The 15,324-nt window shown below is 64.6% G+C and carries 14 protein-coding genes, 1 tRNA gene and 1 pseudogene; 12 read left to right on the top strand and 4 right to left on the bottom strand.

The window, feature by feature from the left end:
- Positions 1 to 202: pseudogene (locus tag AC58EF_RS22645) on the top strand (alpha/beta hydrolase); the annotation flags it as partial.
- Between the two features lie 387 nt (positions 203 to 589).
- Here the strand turns inward: AC58EF_RS22645 and AC58EF_RS22640 are convergent.
- Positions 590 to 679, bottom strand: a tRNA-Ser gene (locus AC58EF_RS22640).
- Positions 680 to 1,027: 348 nt separating this feature from the next.
- Between AC58EF_RS22640 and AC58EF_RS22635 the strand changes: the two genes are divergently transcribed.
- From AC58EF_RS22635 to mazG, 11 genes are all read left to right on the top strand, one after another.
- Complete coding sequence (locus AC58EF_RS22635; RefSeq protein ID WP_497278791.1) at positions 1,028 to 2,050, top strand: lytic murein transglycosylase; 1,023 nt, start codon at positions 1,028 to 1,030, stop codon at positions 2,048 to 2,050.
- Positions 2,034 to 3,017, top strand: coding sequence for a septal ring lytic transglycosylase RlpA family protein (locus AC58EF_RS22630; protein ID WP_497278789.1), 984 nt, complete (start codon positions 2,034 to 2,036; stop codon positions 3,015 to 3,017). The genes AC58EF_RS22635 and AC58EF_RS22630 overlap by 17 nt, the downstream gene beginning before the upstream one ends.
- Before the next feature lie 47 nt (positions 3,018 to 3,064).
- Positions 3,065 to 4,228, top strand: coding sequence for a D-alanyl-D-alanine carboxypeptidase family protein (locus AC58EF_RS22625; protein ID WP_497278788.1), 1,164 nt, complete (start codon positions 3,065 to 3,067; stop codon positions 4,226 to 4,228).
- Positions 4,225 to 4,851: a dTMP kinase gene (gene tmk, locus AC58EF_RS22620; RefSeq protein ID WP_497278787.1), complete on the top strand. Its 627-nt coding sequence runs from the start codon at positions 4,225 to 4,227 to the stop codon at positions 4,849 to 4,851. Before AC58EF_RS22625 ends, tmk begins: the two co-directional genes overlap by 4 nt.
- Positions 4,848 to 5,822, top strand: coding sequence for a DNA polymerase III delta subunit-related protein (locus AC58EF_RS22615; RefSeq protein WP_497278786.1), 975 nt, complete (start codon positions 4,848 to 4,850; stop codon positions 5,820 to 5,822). The genes tmk and AC58EF_RS22615 overlap by 4 nt, the downstream gene beginning before the upstream one ends.
- Positions 5,823 to 5,927: 105 nt before the next feature.
- Positions 5,928 to 7,490, top strand: coding sequence for a methionine--tRNA ligase (gene metG, locus AC58EF_RS22610; protein WP_497278785.1), 1,563 nt, complete (start codon positions 5,928 to 5,930; stop codon positions 7,488 to 7,490).
- A gap of 4 nt (positions 7,491 to 7,494) precedes the next feature.
- Positions 7,495 to 8,268 carry a TatD family hydrolase gene (locus AC58EF_RS22605; protein ID WP_497278784.1) on the top strand — a complete coding sequence of 258 codons (774 nt, stop codon included), beginning with the start codon at positions 7,495 to 7,497 and terminating at the stop codon, positions 8,266 to 8,268.
- Positions 8,265 to 9,062 carry an MBL fold metallo-hydrolase gene (locus tag AC58EF_RS22600; RefSeq protein WP_497278783.1) on the top strand — a complete coding sequence of 266 codons (798 nt, stop codon included), beginning with the start codon at positions 8,265 to 8,267 and terminating at the stop codon, positions 9,060 to 9,062. The genes AC58EF_RS22605 and AC58EF_RS22600 overlap by 4 nt, the downstream gene beginning before the upstream one ends.
- On the top strand, positions 9,062 to 9,691 hold the full coding sequence (locus AC58EF_RS22595; protein ID WP_497278781.1) for a retropepsin-like aspartic protease family protein: 630 nt from the start codon (positions 9,062 to 9,064) through the stop codon (positions 9,689 to 9,691). The genes AC58EF_RS22600 and AC58EF_RS22595 overlap by 1 nt, the downstream gene beginning before the upstream one ends.
- Entirely contained in the window at positions 9,688 to 10,989 is a 1,302-nt protein-coding gene (locus tag AC58EF_RS22590; RefSeq protein ID WP_497278780.1) for an MFS transporter, read from the top strand. The genes AC58EF_RS22595 and AC58EF_RS22590 overlap by 4 nt, the downstream gene beginning before the upstream one ends.
- Positions 10,990 to 11,176: 187 nt before the next feature.
- The gene (gene mazG, locus AC58EF_RS22585; RefSeq protein WP_497278779.1) at positions 11,177 to 11,956 is read left to right on the top strand and encodes a nucleoside triphosphate pyrophosphohydrolase; all 780 of its coding nucleotides are present in this window, start codon (positions 11,177 to 11,179) and stop codon (positions 11,954 to 11,956) included.
- Positions 11,957 to 11,984: 28 nt separating this feature from the next.
- Here mazG and AC58EF_RS22580 read toward each other — a convergent pair whose 3' ends face one another.
- From AC58EF_RS22580 to hfq, 3 genes are all read right to left on the bottom strand, one after another.
- Entirely contained in the window at positions 11,985 to 12,953 is a 969-nt protein-coding gene (locus tag AC58EF_RS22580; protein ID WP_497278798.1) for a 2-hydroxyacid dehydrogenase, read from the bottom strand.
- A gap of 261 nt (positions 12,954 to 13,214) precedes the next feature.
- A complete protein-coding gene (hflX, locus tag AC58EF_RS22575; protein ID WP_497278777.1) occupies positions 13,215 to 14,561 on the bottom strand; it encodes a GTPase HflX in 1,347 nt (448 codons plus the stop codon).
- Between the two features lie 63 nt (positions 14,562 to 14,624).
- Complete coding sequence (gene hfq / locus AC58EF_RS22570) at positions 14,625 to 15,119, bottom strand: RNA chaperone Hfq (protein WP_497278796.1); 495 nt, start codon at positions 15,117 to 15,119, stop codon at positions 14,625 to 14,627.
- Positions 15,120 to 15,324 lie beyond the last annotated feature (205 nt).

Raw genomic sequence — 15,324 nt, 5'->3', positions numbered from 1 at the left:
GATCACGGGCACTCGCGCCACCGACATGAGCCCGGTTCTCGTGTCGCACGCGCAGATGCTCAGGCTCGGCGTCGATTCCTATCTCTATGTCATGGAGGGCGGCCAGCATGGCGCCTATAATATCGGCGAGAATATGACACCTGAGGGGCGTGAAACCGTCGCCTATATCGCGCGCTGGTTCCAGCAGCATCTGGCCCAGTAGCCCGGAACCAAACGATCGAAGAATAGAATGTCCTGCACATCGCATCGGCGGGCGCCGGCTTGGTTTAGCAGCCAAGGCGCCCGCCGGTGAACGGCGCCTTCCTGATCGAGCGCATAGCCAATATATGACAGCAATCGCCAACTCGTCGGAACCGGCGAAGAGGGCATTCATCCCGGGCGGCGGATTGATCGCTCTACGGCATTGGTGTCGAGCTTGATCATACCTCAACATCTCGCGCTATGTCAGCACTGCGGAGGCTGAGAAGGAAATCGACCTGATCGAAATGAACGCCTCTCTCGTCGACAGCGAGTGAAGGCGGCAACCGCTTAGCATAATGAATTTTTGAGGGCGCTTGATATGCCGCTCTTGCCGTGAAGGCGGAGCGGCTGGCGGAAGAGGTGGGATTCGAACCCACGGACGGGTTGCCCCGTCGCTGGTTTTCAAGACCAGTTCCTTAAACCACTCGGACACTCTTCCATACCGTTTCGGGATTGGCAACTTACGACAGGCTTATGGGTGAAACTACCCGGCGAATCGGATTGGAACTAACCCCTTGTAACCACACTCCATTTCTCGCAGACAGGTCGCTATCGCTGCAATCGACCACTCTGCCACCCTTCCGTCGCCTGCGTTCAGAACCATTGTCCCGAAACCGCTCCGCCGTCGCTGCCTGCTTCCTAGCGTGCGCCGCTGGCTTGCCAAGCGTAAAATCGCGCCAGACACGGTTCGTCGCCTAATCGAGCGCCGTTTTTCAATAAGGGGTTCCCCGCCTTGCGCGGCCTGTGCAACAAAAGGGCCATGGGAGATTCTTTGCGCTCATCCTTTATGTCATTGCTGCTGGGTCTGGCTGCCGTTTCGGCTGGAAGTCTGGCGGTAGGCCCAGCGCAGGCGCAGGATGACGCCGGTTTCCAGGCCTATCTGGAGGGGCTGCGCCCCAGGGCGCGGGCCATGGGCATCCGCGACGCCACGCTGAACGCGGTGTTTCCGACGCTCACGCCGAACCCGCGCGTCATTCAGCTCGACCAGAGCCAGCCGGGCGGCGGCGCCTATTCGCCCATTCCCAATTTCGAACCCTATCGTCGCCAGCATGTCGACGCGGCACGGATCAGCCGCGGCCGCGCCGCTTATGTGGCGAACCGCGGGCGCCTCGCGCGGATCGAGGCGGAAACCGGCGTGCCCGAAGAAATCATGGTGGCCATCTACGGCCATGAAACCAATTATGGCTCCTATACCGGCGATTTCGACCTGATCCGATCGCTTGCGACCCTGTCCTGGGAAGGGCGGCGGCGCAGCCTGTTCGAACCGGAATTGCTGGCGACGCTCAAGATGCTCGACAATGGCGTCCCGCGCGGCCGGCTGGTCGGAAGCTGGGCCGGCGCGACCGGCTATCCGCAATTCCTGCCCAGCGTCTATCTGCGCCTGGCCAAGGATGGGGATGGCGATGGCAGGGCGGACATCTGGACCAGCGAGGCGGACGCGCTGGCGTCCATCGCCAACTATTTCGTCCATTCGGGCTGGCGACGCGGCCAGCCATGGGGCGTCGCCGTTTCCGTGCCGGTCGGCCTGAACCGCGCCGCCATCGCCGCGCGCACGACACCGGCCCGCTGCCCGCGTGTGTTCAACCGGCATAGCCGCTGGCTCAGCATGGCCGAATGGCGCAAGCTGGGACTGATCCCGGCCGGTGGCAGATGGCCGGCCGACACCATGTTGGCGACCCTGCTGGAACCGGACGGGCCGGGGAAGACGGCCTATCTGCTGACCAGCAATTATCGGGCGATCCTCGATTATAATTGCTCCAACTTTTATGCCTTGTCGGTGGGATTGCTGGCGGATGCGGTCAAACAATAAGGGACTGGCCGTTGCCGTCCTGATCCTGTCGATGGCCGGCGGAGCGGCGCTCTACGCCCAGCCGGAAAAGACCGTCGCTGCCAGGACCGGCAATATGGTCGCCGATACGCCGATCCTGCTCGGGGCGCCCTATGCGATCGGGGGCGTCACCTACACGCCGACCGATCCGGCCTATTATGACGAGTTGGGCTATGCCGGCCGGTCGGAGACGGGCAGCCGCGACGGCGCGACCGCCAATGGTGAGGCCTTCGTCGCGTCAGCGATCACCGCCGCCCACAAGACGCTGCCGCTGCCCAGCTATGTCGAGGTGACGGCCCTCGACAGCGGCAGGACCATCCTGGTGCGCGTCAACGATCGCGGCCCGATGCGCAACGACCTGATCATTGGATTGTCGCCGGGCGCGCTCGCGCAACTGGGCGTCAGTGGCGAGGCTGTGCTTCCGGTACGGGTGCGGCGGGTCAATCCGCCCGAGCAGGAACGCGCGGCGCTGCGAGCGCAGGGCCGGGCGGCGGAGCGGCTGGAAACGCCCGCGCCCCTGCTCAAGGTGCTGAGAACGAAGCTGCCCCAGGCCGGAATGGCGGCCGCAGCGCCAAAGATGAACGCCGTCGCGCCGACCCGGCCCGCCGCATCAAGCCGGCCGGGCGCCGATTTCGACAAGTCCGCCACGCCGGCAAAGCCCGTCGCATCCGCTCCAGCGGCCAAACCCGTCGCCGCCAAACCGGCACCGCCGCCCACAAGGACGACCACGACCAAAGGCGGCTATATCGTGCAGGTCGGCGCTTTTTCGACCCAGGTTCGTGCGGAGGCGCTGGCCAAGCGCATCGGTGCGCATGTCGAGCCGGGCGGGACCATGTGGCGCGTGCGCTTCGGCCCCTATGCAACGCAGCAGGCCGCCCAGGCCGGCGTGCGCGCGGCAGCCGCCAAGGGCTTTGAGAATGCGCGCATCATGGCTAATGACGCGCGATAAAGATCGTGGTTCGAGAGCGATTCCATCCTAGTCGAAGGCAGTTTCCGATGAAGAAAAGCGTTGCAGTCCTCCTCGCCGCCGGGCTGCTGGCCCAGCCGTTGATCGCGGCCGCGCCGCCCTATACCAGCGAAGCGCCGATCGCCTATATGAAGGATCTGTCGTCGGGAGCGGTGCTTTACGACAAGGGTGGCGAAACCCGGATGCCGCCGGCGTCCATGGCCAAGATGATGACGGCGCATGTCGCCTTCCGCATGATCCAGAAGGGCGATCTGAAGCTCGACACCAAGTTCACCGTGCGCCCGGAAACCTGGAAGCAGTGGCACGGTCCGCAGGCGGGATCGACCATGTTCCTGTCCGCCGGCGAGCAGGTGTCGGTCGAAAATCTGCTGCACGGCATCGTCACTCTGTCGGGCAATGACGCCTGTGTCGTGCTGGCCGAGGGCATCGCCGGCACCGAGCAGGCCTTCGTCGCGCTGATGAACGAGGAAGGCAAGCGCCTCGGCCTTAAGAACAGCCATTTCGGCACCAGCAACGGCTGGCCGGACGAAGGCGTAACCTATGTGACCGCCGAGGATCTCGCCAGGCTGGCCCAGGCGACGGTCGAGGAGACGCCCGACCTCTACAAGCGCTTCTACGCCACCCGGTCCTTTACCTGGGGCAAGACCATGGGCGGGTCGGACATCAACCAGGCGAACCGCAACCCGATCCTGGGCAAGATCGCCGGCGCCGATGGCCTGAAGACCGGACATACGGAAGAGGCAGGATTCGGCTTCACCGGATCGGCCGAACAGGATGGTCGCCGGCTGGTGATGGTCGTCGCCGGCCTGACCAGCTTCAACGGCCGGATCGCCGAATCCGTGCGCTTCATGGACTGGGGCTTCAAGGCGTGGAAGGCGCAGCCGCTGTTCAAGAAGGGCCAGACGGTCGAAACCGCCGAGGTGCAATTGGGCAGCGCCACGAGCATCCCGTTGGTCGCGCCGCAGAATTTGGCCGTCACCCTGCCACGCACGGCGTCGGCTAAGGTCCAGGTCAAGGTCGTCTATACCGGCCCGATCAAGGCGCCGATCGCCAAGGGGCAGCAGATCGCCCAGCTCATCATCCAGACCCCCGATACGCCGCCGCAGGTCATGCCGCTGGTGGCGGGTGAGGATGTCGCCGAGGCAGGCATTTTCGGCCGTCTGTGGAACGGCATGAAATCGCTGTTCGGGTGACTATAGGTCGTTTCATCACGCTGGAGGGCGGCGAGGGCGTCGGCAAGTCGACCCAGCTTCGGGCGCTCGCCGCCGCCTTGCGCGCGCGCGCCATCGACGTGATCGAAACGCGCGAGCCGGGCGGCAGCGAAGGAGCGGAGGCGATCCGCGCCCTGTTGCTGACGGGCGGCGCGGATCGCTGGAGTCCACGCGCCGAAGCGCTGCTGTTCGCGGCGGCGCGCGCGGATCATATCGAAAAGACGATCCGCCCGGCGCTGGACCGGGGGGCCTGGATATTGTCCGACCGCTTCCTCGATTCCAGCCGCGCCTATCAGGGGCAGGGCGAACTGACCGACGCCGATATATTGACGCTGCACCGGATCGGCAGCGCAGGCTTCCTGCCCGACCGGACCTTGCTGCTGACCCTTCCCGAAGACGAAGCCTCCGGCCGGGCGAAAGCGCGCGATGGCGACGCGGCCGACCGCATCGGCGGGCGAGCGAGCGATTTCCACCGGGCCGTGGCCGACGCCTTCACCCGCTTCGCCCGTGAGGAAGCCGGTCGCGTGCGCGCCGTCGACGCCTCCGGCCCGGCCGAGGTCGTGACGGTGAGGCTGCTAGAAGCGATCGAAGACCTGCTGCCATGACGTCGCTCCTGGGCCATGACGCGCAGGCCCGCACCTTGATGGCGGCCGCGCACAGCGGCCGGATGCATCATGGCTGGATTCTCGCCGGGCCGAAGGGCATCGGCAAGGGCAGTTTTGCGCGCTCGCTCGCGATGCGGTTGCTGGCCGACGCGGCCGGGCCGCCGATCGAGGCCGGGGGGCTGTCCGTCCCCGAAAGCCATCCGATCCGTCGCCTGATCGAGGCCGCCGCCCATCCCGACTACGCCGAACTGGCGCCGCTGGAAAAGGACGGCGTCACCGCGCGCAACATCAGCGTCGATCAGGTGCGCGGGCTGCAACGGCTGATCCAGTCCGCGCCCTCGCTTTCGTTCCGCCGCATGGTGGTGATCGACAGCGCCGATGACCTGGAGCGCGGTGCGGCCAATGCGCTGCTCAAGACGCTGGAGGAGCCGCCCGCCGACATGCTGTTCCTGCTGGTCAGCCATGCGCCCGGCCGGTTGCTGCCCACCATCCGCTCGCGCTGTCGCACGCTGCGCTTCGATCCGCTGGATGATGCGGCAATGCGCGCGGCCCTGCGCGCGGCCGACGACACATTGGCGCCGCAGGAAATGGACGCGCTGGTGCGGGCGGGGGATGGCTCGCCGGGGCAGGCGCTGCGCTATGCCGGTCTGAACCTGTCGGATATCGAGCAGACGCTGACCGCCCTTGCGACGCAGGGCGACCCCGGCAACCGCCAGCGCCTTACCCTTGCAAAGGCGCTGGCGCTCAAATCCGCCAAACCACGCTACGAGGCGTTTCTGGAGCGCGCGCCCGCCTTCATCGCCCAGACGGCGCGGACGCGGCAGGGCGCGGCGCTGGGGCAGGCGCTGGATCATTGGGAAAAGGCACGGCATCTGGCGGGCGGCGCGATCATCCTGTCGCTCGATCCGGCGGCGGTGGTGTTCGAACTAGCCGGGCATGTGGCGGCGCTTGCGACGCCACATCATCGATAGGCGCGCGGCGCTTGCGCCGCCACATCATCGATAAGCGCGGGGCGCTGGCCCCGTTCGCCTGAAAAGCGGCTTTGCGGCAGGAACGACTCCCGCTAGGGAAGGCCCATGTCCAAGCCCTTCACCATTACCACCGCCATTTCCTATCCCAATGGCCGCCCGCATATCGGCCATGCCTATGAAGTGATCGCCACCGACGCGATCGCGCGGTTCCAGCGGATGATGGGTCGCGATGTCTTTTTCCAGACCGGCACCGACGAACATGGGCTGAAAATGGCCCAGACGGCACGCGGACGAGGCATCGAACCGCGGGCTTTGGCTGATGAGATGTCGTCCTATTTCAAGGATATGAACGACAATCTGAATATCAGCTATGATCGCTTCATCCGCACGAGCGAGCCGGATCATCACTATGCCAGCCAGGCTATCTGGCAAGCAATGGAGGCCAGTGGCGACCTTTATCTCGGTCGCTACGAAGGCTGGTATTCGGTCCGCGACGAAGCCTTTTACGACGAAAAGGAAATCACCGATGGGGAAGGGGGCGTCAAGCTGTCTCCCCAGGGAACGCCCGTCGAATGGACCGTAGAGGAAAGCTGGTTCTTCCGCCTGTCCGCCTATCAGGACCGGCTGCTGGAGCTTTACAACAGCCAGCCCGACTTCATCCGGCCCGACAGCCGCCGCAACGAGATACTGCGCTTCGTCGAGGGCGGCCTGTCCGACCTCAGCGTCTCGCGCACCAGCTTCGACTGGGGCGTGAAGGTGCCGGGCACGGAAGGCCATGTCATGTATGTGTGGGTCGACGCGCTCACCAATTATCTGACCGGCTGCGGCTATCCCGACGATGCCGAGCGGATGGCGCGCTATTGGGCCGATGGCGGCGACATCACGCACATCATCGGCAAGGATATCGTGCGTTTTCATGCCGTTTACTGGCCAGCTTTCCTGATGAGCGCGAAGCTGCCGCTGCCCAAACAGGTGTTCGGTCACGGCTTCCTGCTCAATCGCGGCGAGAAAATGTCCAAGTCGCTGGGCAATGTCGCCGATCCGATGGAACTGGCGGAGAAGTTTGGCGTCGACCAGCTCCGCTATTTCCTGCTGTCCGAAGTCACCTTCGGGAATGACGGCAGCTACAGCGCGGAGGCGATCGTCGCCCGGTCCAACAGTGATCTGGCCAACAGCTTCGGCAATCTGGCGCAGCGCACCCTGAGCTTCATCGCCAAGAATCTGGACGGCCGCCTGCCCGAGCCGGCGCCGCAGGATGTGGACAGCGAATTACTGAGGATGGTCGCGGACGCGGCGCGGACCTTCCAGACCGCCATGGCCGACCTCGCCCCATCGGTCGCGATCGAGGCGTGGATGCGCGCCGTCTTCGCCTGCAACGCCTATATCGACGCGCAAGCGCCCTGGGCGTTGCGCAAGAGCGATCCGGCGCGGATGGAGGCGGTTCTCGCCAGCCTTTATGAAGCGATCGCAAGCCTAGCCATCATAATCCAGCCGGTCATTCCGGGCAGCGCCGCCGCCTTGCTTGATCAGATGGGCATTGACGCGGGGATGCGGGACTATGGCGTCATCGGCGGCGATTTCTACGCCGACCTGCGCGCCTCGGGCTTCACGCTCGGCCCGCCCAAGCCGCTCTTCCCACGCCTGGAACTGCCGGAAGCCGAGTCCTGACGCCATGCTGATCGACAGCCATTGCCACCTCAATTACAAGGGGCTGATCGAGGATCAGGCCAATGTGCTGGAACGTGCGCGCGTCGCCGGCGTCGGCCTGATGCTCAACATCGCCACTCGCGAAAGCGAGTGGGATGTGGTGCTGGATACGGCCGTCCGCGAAGCCGATGTGTGGGCGACGGTCGGCATCCATCCGCACGAAGCCGACGAGCATCCCCATGTCGACACCGCCAAGCTGGTCGAGCGCGCCGCGCATCCGCGCGTCGTCGGCATCGGCGAGACGGGCCTCGATTATTATTACGACCATAGCGACCGCGAGCGGCAGCAGAAAAGCTTCCGCGCCCACATCGCCGCCTGTCGCCAGACCGGCCTGCCGCTGATCGTCCATACCCGCGACGCGGAGGAGGATACGCTGGCGATCATGCGCGACGAGATGGGGAAGGGGGCCTATAGCGGCGTCATCCATTGCTTCACCGCCAGCGGCGCCTTTGCCGACGCAGCAATGGAGCTTGGCTTCTATATCAGCATTTCGGGCATCGTGACCTTCAAGAGCGCCAGGGATTTGCAGGAGACGGCGGCGCGCCTGCCGCTCGACCGGCTGCTGGTGGAGACGGACTCGCCCTTCCTCGCGCCAGTGCCGCATCGGGGCAAGCCGTGCGAGCCGGCCTATGTCGCCGACACCGCCAGATTCCTCGCCAAATTGCGCGGGGAAAGCGTCGAGCAACTGGCCGCTGCGACCTCGACCAACTTTCGCACCCTTTTCTCGAAAGTCGCATGAGCCTGAAGCTTACGATCCTGGGCAGCGGCACCTCGTCGGGGGTGCCGCGGATCGGCAATGACTGGGGCGACTGCGACCCGACCGAAGCGAAGAACCGGCGCACCCGCGTTTCCATCCTGGTCGAGACGCCGACCACCCGCATCCTGGTCGACACGTCGCCCGATCTGCGCGCCCAGTTGCTGGCGGCCGATGTCGTCCAGATCGACGCGATTTTGTGGACGCACGACCATGCCGATCACAGCCACGGCCTGGACGATGTGCGACAGCTCTATCATCACCGCCGCAGCCCCGTGCCCGGCTATGCCCGCGCGCAGACACTCAAGCTGCTCCAGCGCCGTTTCTCCTACGCCTTCGAGGGCGCCAGCGGCTATCATCCGACCATCGACGCCCATGTGCTGCCCGATGGGCTGCGGATCGGCGACATCGACATCGCCTGCGTCGACCAGCCCCATGGCGACATCTGGTCCACCGGGTTCCGCTTCAGCCATGACGGCCATAGCATTGGCTATGCCACTGATTTCCATGCTATGACGCCCGATATGCTGGCGCTTTACGATGGTCTGGACATCTGGGTGGTCGACGCCTTGCGGAAAAAGCCGCACCCAACCCATCCACATCTCGCGCTGACGCTGGACGGCATCGCCGCCACCCGTCCGACGCGCGCCATCCTGACCCATATGGACCAGAGCATGGATTATGCGACATTGCGCCGCACGCTCCCGCCGGGCGTGGAGCCGGGCTATGACGGGATGGTGATCGAATTGGATGAACATGGTCAGGGGCAGGGGGTTTGATGGACGGCACGGATCAGACGGCATCCACCATCTGGTATGTGCTGGCGATCATGCTGGTCGCCTCCTCGCTGATCGGCCGGCGTCTTGCCTGGGGCAGCGTGCTGCGCATGGCGTTGCTGTGGGTGGCGATCTTCGCCGCATTGCTGGGCATTTTCAAATTCGCCCAGAACCAGGGCTATCTGACCGGCCGCTGGGCGGAGCAGGGGGGCGTCGCCGCGCCGGATGAAGCCCCATCCTCGCTGCCCGCGGCACGGACCGAGGGGCAGGCCCTGCGCATTCCCATCGCGCCCGACGGCCATTATTGGGTCGAAGGCACGATCAACGGCACGCCGGCTCGCTTCCTGATCGACAGCGGCGCGACCTTCACCGCCCTGTCCGAAACCACGGCGCGCGCCGCCGGACTCAACTATGATGTCGGCGCGCCGGGCGTCATCATGTCCACCGCCAATGGCAAGGTGGAGGCGCGGCGCGCCAGTATCGGCACGTTGGCGATCGGGCCGGTCCGGGCCAGCGACCTGCCGGTCGTCGTGTCCCCCGCCTTCGGCGAGGTCAATGTGATCGGCATGAACATGCTCTCCCGCCTCAAAAGCTGGGGCGTACAGAATGCGGAGATGGTGCTGACCCCATGACGTCACTGGCAGAACAGGGCGCCCCGACACAGGGTCAGCGGCTCAAGGCGATCATCGGCGGCTCCACCGGCAATCTGGTGGAATGGTATGACTGGTATGCCTATGCCGCCTTCACCCTCTATTTCGCGCCGCATTTCTTCCCGAGCGAGGACCGCACCGCGCAACTGCTGAGCGCGGCCGGCATCTTCGCCGTCGGCTTCCTGATGCGGCCGATCGGCGCCTGGCTGATGGGTGTCTATGCCGATCGTCATGGGCGCAAGAGCGGGCTGACCCTGTCCGTGGCGTTGATGTGCGCGGGGTCTTTGCTGATCGGCATCACGCCGGGATATGAGACGATCGGCGTCGCCGCGCCAATATTGCTAGTGCTGGCGCGCCTGATGCAGGGTCTGTCGATCGGCGGCGAATATGGCGCCAGCGCGACCTACCTCTCCGAAATGGCGGGGAAAAGTCGGCGCGGCTTCTTTTCGAGCTTCCAATATGTGACGCTGATCGCCGGGCAGCTTGTCGCCATCTGCGTCCTGCTGCTGCTTCAGGCGACGCTCAGCGAGGCGCAACTCGACGCCTGGGGCTGGCGCATTCCCTTCTTCATCGGCGGGGCGCTGGCGATCATCGTCTTCTGGCTGCGGCGTGGCCTGGCCGAAACGCAGAGCTTCGCCGTGGCGCGGGCCGAGAATGCGCCCAAGTCCGGTTTCATCGAACTCCTCACCAATCATCCGCGCGAGACGCTGACGGTGATGCTGCTGACGGCGGGCGGCACAATCGCCTTTTACGCCTACAGCATCTACATGCAGAAATTCCTGGTCAATACGAGCGGCCTCAGCCGGGAAACCGCATCGCAGATCAACGCGGCGACCCTGTTCCTGTTCATGCTGTTGCAGCCCGTTGCGGGCGCGCTGTCGGACCGGATCGGGCGCAAGCCGTTGATGATCGGCTTTGGTGTTCTTGGAATGTTCTGCACCTATCCGATTTTCGCGACATTGGCGACCACGAAAGATCCGCTGGTTGCGGGGCTGCTGGTGATGGTCGGGCTGGTGATCGTGACCGGCTATACGTCGATCAACGCCGTGGTGAAGGCCGAGCTGTTTCCGGCGCATATCCGAGCGCTGGGCGTGGCGCTGCCTTATGCGCTGGCGAATACCTTGTTCGGCGGGACCGCCGAGTTCGTCGCGCTGTGGTTCAAGCAAGCCGGGATCGAGCAGGCTTTCTATATCTATGTGACGGTGATGATCGGCATATCGCTGATCGTCTATGTGAAGATGCGCGACACGGCGAAACACAGTCTGATCCGCGAGGATTGAAGGTGGTGGCGGCTCGAAGCCGACAACGACATGGACAATCTCAAAGGGAGTGACAAAGAACGTGCCCGGATGAGATTAAATTTAACATAATATATATTATCGAATAATTTCCTGTTGCTATTCAGACTGGTCATGCCCCCGCCCAGGGCCTATCGGCTTTCTGTCCATCGTCGATCCGAAAGCTCCCATGTCCAAAGCCAGCCCAGCCGACATCATGCCGCTTGCCAATGTGATGGCGCGGTTGCGCGATCCCGACACGGGCTGCCCATGGGATATCGAACAGGATTTCGCCTCCATCGCGCCCTATACGATCGAGGAAGCCTATGAGGTCGCCGATGCGATCGAGCGGGCTGATATGGCGGCGCTGCGCGACGAACTGGGCGACCTGCTGCTCCAGGTCGCGTTTCACAGCCGCATGGCCGAGCAAGCCGGTCATTTCGCGTTGCAGGACGTGATCGATGGCATCACCGAAAAGATGATCCGTCGCCACCCCCATGTCTTCGGCGAAAGCGCCCGGCGGGAGGACGGCCATGCTCAGTGGGAAGTCATCAAGGCGGCCGAGCGGGCCGAAAAAGAGCCGGACCCGAGCGCGCTGGCGGGCGTGGCCAATGCCCTGCCCGCGCTGCTTCGCGCCGAAAAATTGCAGAAGCGCGCGGCGCGCACCGGCTTCGACTGGCCCGATACGGTCGGCGTCATCGACAAGATCGCGGAGGAACTGGACGAAGTGCGCGAAGCCGAAAGCCATGAGGCGCGCGAGGAGGAAGTGGGCGACCTGCTCTTTGCCGTGGTCAACCTGTCACGTCATCTGAAGATCGATCCGGAAACGGCTCTCAGAAAAGCCAATGGAAAATTTGATCGACGCTTTCGGGCGATGGAGGAGATTGCGGGCGCGGACTTCCCGTCCCTGCCGCTCGACCAGAAGGAAGCCCTGTGGCAGCAGGCGAAGCGTCTCGAAAAAGCCGGATGATCCGGCCCCGCGCCCGATGGTGCGAACCTTATGATCCCTGCCCTGGCACCGACACCGGATAGAGCGGCGCGCCGGTCGCTTCGAAGGCCGAGATATTGTCGATCGTCGTTTCGGCGATCGCCGTCAGTGCCTCACGCGTGAAAAAGGCCTGATGCCCGGTGATGAGCACATTGGGAAAGGTCAGCAGCCGGGCGAAGACATCATCCTGGATCGGCTGGTCCGACAGGTCGGCGAAAAACAGCCCCTCCTCCTCTTCATAAACATCCAGCCCGACATAGCCGATCCGGCCGCTTTTCAGCCCCTCGATCAGTGCGCGCGTGTCGACCACGGCGCCGCGGCTGGTGTTGATGAGCATCACATCAGGCTTCATCCGCGCGATGGCGGCCGCATCGATCAGATGGCGGGTGTCGGGCGTCAGTGGGCAATGGAGCGAAATGATGTCGGACTGGTCCAGCAGTTCGGGCCAGGACATATAGCGGCCTCCGACCGCGGCCAACCCGTCCACATCGGGAAAGGGATCATGCGCGATCACGGTGCAGTCGAAGCCCCGCATGATGCGCGCGACGTTGAGGCCGATCTTGCCGGTCCCCACGATTCCCACCGTTCGCCCGCGCAGGTCAAAGCCAAGCAGCCCGTCCAGCGCGAAATTGCCTTCGCGCACACGGGCATAGGCCTTGTGAATCTTGCGGTTGAGCGTGAGGATCATCGCCACCGTATGTTCGGCGATGGCGTCGGGCGAATAGGCCGGCACGCGCCCGACGCTGATGCCCAGATCGGCGGCGGCGGCCAGATCGACATGATTGAACCCGGCGCTGCGCAGCGCCGCCAGGCGAACGCCCTGCCCGGCCAGCAATTCCAGCGTCGCGCGATCCAGACGGTCGTTGACGAAGGCGCAGATTACCTGATGCCCCGCCGCCAGCGGCGCGGACCGGGCGTCGAGATGCGTTTCCAGATNCTGCGCAGCCCCGCCAGGCGAACGCCCTGCCCGGCCAGCAATTCCAGCGTCGCGCGATCCAGACGGTCGTTGACGAAGGCGCAGATTACCTGATGCCCCGCCGCCAGCGGCGCGGACCGGGCGTCGAGATGCGTTTCCAGATAGGTCAGTTCATGCCCCCTGCCCGCTGCTTCATTGGCGGCATCAAAGAAGCGGCGGTCGAAGGGATGCGTACTGAAAACAGCAACTTTCATGACAAGGCTCCCACGGATCGACGGCAAAGCTAGCCTTTGCGCCGACCGATTTGAAGCCGGTCCTTCGCGATCAGGCCCGACCTCGCTTGGCGAAGCGCGCAAAGGCGGCGTCGGAAAGGCGCACTTCTACGCGTGTCTCCTCATCCTCCACTGTCGTCGCCAGAACCTCGCCATGCTCATGCAGCCAGGCGATCGCCGCGCCATCCGCCACCGGCACCCGCAGGCCATAGACTTTGGCGCCACGGGTCATCCGATCGCTGATCGCGCGCTGGAGCGTCTCCACCCCCTCACCCGTCAAGGCCGACAGGATCACCACATCGTCCCGGCGCGCAGCCTGCTCCCGGATGAGGGCGGCATCTTCTTCACCCAGCAGGTCGAGCTTGTTCCACGCCTCGATGATCGGCGGAGGTTCGCTATCGCCCGCCCCGCGATCGAGCGCAGCCTCACCGGCGACGCCGAGTTCACCCAGCACGTCGAGCACGTCGTCGCGCTGCGCCTCCGTATCGGGATGGGCGATGTCGCGGACATGGACGATGAGGTCGGCCGACAGCACCTCTTCCAGCGTCGCGCGGAAGGCAGCGATCAACTGGGTCGGCAGATCGGACACGAAACCGACCGTGTCGGACAGGATCGCCTTGTCCAGTCCCGGCAGCGCAATCTGGCGCATGGTCGGGTCGAGCGTCGCGAAAAGCAGGTCCTCCGCCATGACGTCGGCGCCGGTCAGGCGGTTGAACAGCGTCGATTTGCCGGCATTGGTATAGCCGACCAGCGCGATCACCGGCCAGGGCGCGCGCTGGCGCCGGGCGCGGTGCAGGCCGCGGGTGCGCGTCACCTGATCCAGTTCGCGCCTTATCTTCGCCATGCGATCGCGGATCATGCGGCGGTCCGCCTCGATCTGGGTTTCACCGGGACCGCCGAGGAAGCCGAAGCCGCCGCGCTGCCGCTCAAGGTGGGTCCAGCTGCGCACCAGTCGCCCGGCCTGATAGTCGAGATGGGCCAATTCGACCTGAAGACGCCCTTCATTGGTCGCCGCCCGTTCGCCGAAGATTTCGAGGATCAGGCCGGTCCGGTCGATGACCTTCGCCTCGCACGCCTTTTCCAGATTGCTCTGCTGGACCGGCGACAGGCTGTTGTCGACGATGACCAGTTCGGCCTCTTCCTGTTTGACGAGGGTGGCGATCTGGTCAACCTGCCCGCTGCCGAACAAGGTGGCGGGCTTGCGGTCGCGCACGCGAAAGGCCTGCGCCGCGCGCACATCGATGCCGATGGCGAGCGCCAGCCCGCGCGCCTCCTCCAGCCGCGCGTCGCTGTCGCGCCTGTCACCAGCATTGGCCGCACCATGGGTTTCGGCATGGACGACGACGGCGCGCGCGCCGCGCGCCACCTCGTCATCGGAATCGCGGTTGAATATGGCCATGTCGGCTTAAAGCATCTCGCCGCGCGCCGGTCCACTGGATCAGCGGACCGGCCGGGCGGACGATCAATCGTCCTGTTCGTTTTCGCCGGTCAGATCGAGCGCATGAAGCGGCTGGACCGTCGAAATGGCGTGTTTGTAGACGAGCTGAACCATGCCGTCGCGTTCGAGCAACATGCAGAACAGGTCGAAGGCGGCGATTTCGCCCTGCAACATGACGCCGTTCACCAGGAACATCGTCACCGGGCTGCCCGACTTGCGGACCGCCGACAGGAAGATTTCCTGGAGCAGCTTGGGCTTGCCGTTGCCGTCGCTCGACTTGCGCAGGTCGGTGAGGTCCATCGACTGGGCCGGCATCACCGTCGAAATGGCGTGCTTATAGACCAGCTGCGACTGGCCATCGCGGCGCAGCAGCACGGAGAAATTGTCGAACCAGGTGATGATGCCCTGCAACTTGACGCCCTTGACCAGGAACATCGTCACCGGGGTCTTGCTCTTGCGCAGGCTGTTCAGGAAAATGTCCTGAAGATTGTTCACTTTGTCGGCCATGGTCGTCGCCAGTCCTTTTCTTGGCGGGACGTTACCCGCTCTCGCACCCTAAGCAGAGTGTCTTGCCCGCCCCCGCGGACCGGGAGCAGGGGCAGTTCTACCGCAATTGCGAAGAGGCGTCCATGGGCGAGATGCGCCTTGGCGTGATTTCGAAGCGGATGAAATCATCCGCTGGCTCGGAAATCACGGAAAACGAATAATAATCTGGAGTCATCCC

It is taken from the genome of Sphingobium sp. WR1, from assembly GCF_059693745.1.
This window is presented reverse-complemented; position numbering and strand designations above follow the sequence as displayed.

What these genes read in the sequence shown, in the direction of transcription:
- AC58EF_RS22635 (WP_497278791.1), top strand. Translation starts at nt 1,028, where the DNA reads ATGTCATTGCTGCTGGGTCTGGCTGCCGTTTCGGCTGGAAGTCTGGCG.
- AC58EF_RS22630 (WP_497278789.1), top strand. Translation starts at nt 2,034, where the DNA reads ATGCGGTCAAACAATAAGGGACTGGCCGTTGCCGTCCTGATCCTGTCG.
- AC58EF_RS22625 (WP_497278788.1), top strand. Translation starts at nt 3,065, where the DNA reads ATGAAGAAAAGCGTTGCAGTCCTCCTCGCCGCCGGGCTGCTGGCCCAG.
- AC58EF_RS22615 (WP_497278786.1), top strand. Translation starts at nt 4,848, where the DNA reads ATGACGTCGCTCCTGGGCCATGACGCGCAGGCCCGCACCTTGATGGCG.
- metG (WP_497278785.1), top strand. Translation starts at nt 5,928, where the DNA reads ATGTCCAAGCCCTTCACCATTACCACCGCCATTTCCTATCCCAATGGC.
- AC58EF_RS22605 (WP_497278784.1), top strand. Translation starts at nt 7,495, where the DNA reads ATGCTGATCGACAGCCATTGCCACCTCAATTACAAGGGGCTGATCGAG.
- AC58EF_RS22600 (WP_497278783.1), top strand. Translation starts at nt 8,265, where the DNA reads ATGAGCCTGAAGCTTACGATCCTGGGCAGCGGCACCTCGTCGGGGGTG.
- AC58EF_RS22595 (WP_497278781.1), top strand. Translation starts at nt 9,062, where the DNA reads ATGGACGGCACGGATCAGACGGCATCCACCATCTGGTATGTGCTGGCG.
- AC58EF_RS22590 (WP_497278780.1), top strand. Translation starts at nt 9,688, where the DNA reads ATGACGTCACTGGCAGAACAGGGCGCCCCGACACAGGGTCAGCGGCTC.
- mazG (WP_497278779.1), top strand. Translation starts at nt 11,177, where the DNA reads ATGTCCAAAGCCAGCCCAGCCGACATCATGCCGCTTGCCAATGTGATG.
- hflX (WP_497278777.1), bottom strand. Translation starts at nt 14,561, where the DNA reads ATGGCCATATTCAACCGCGATTCCGATGACGAGGTGGCGCGCGGCGCG.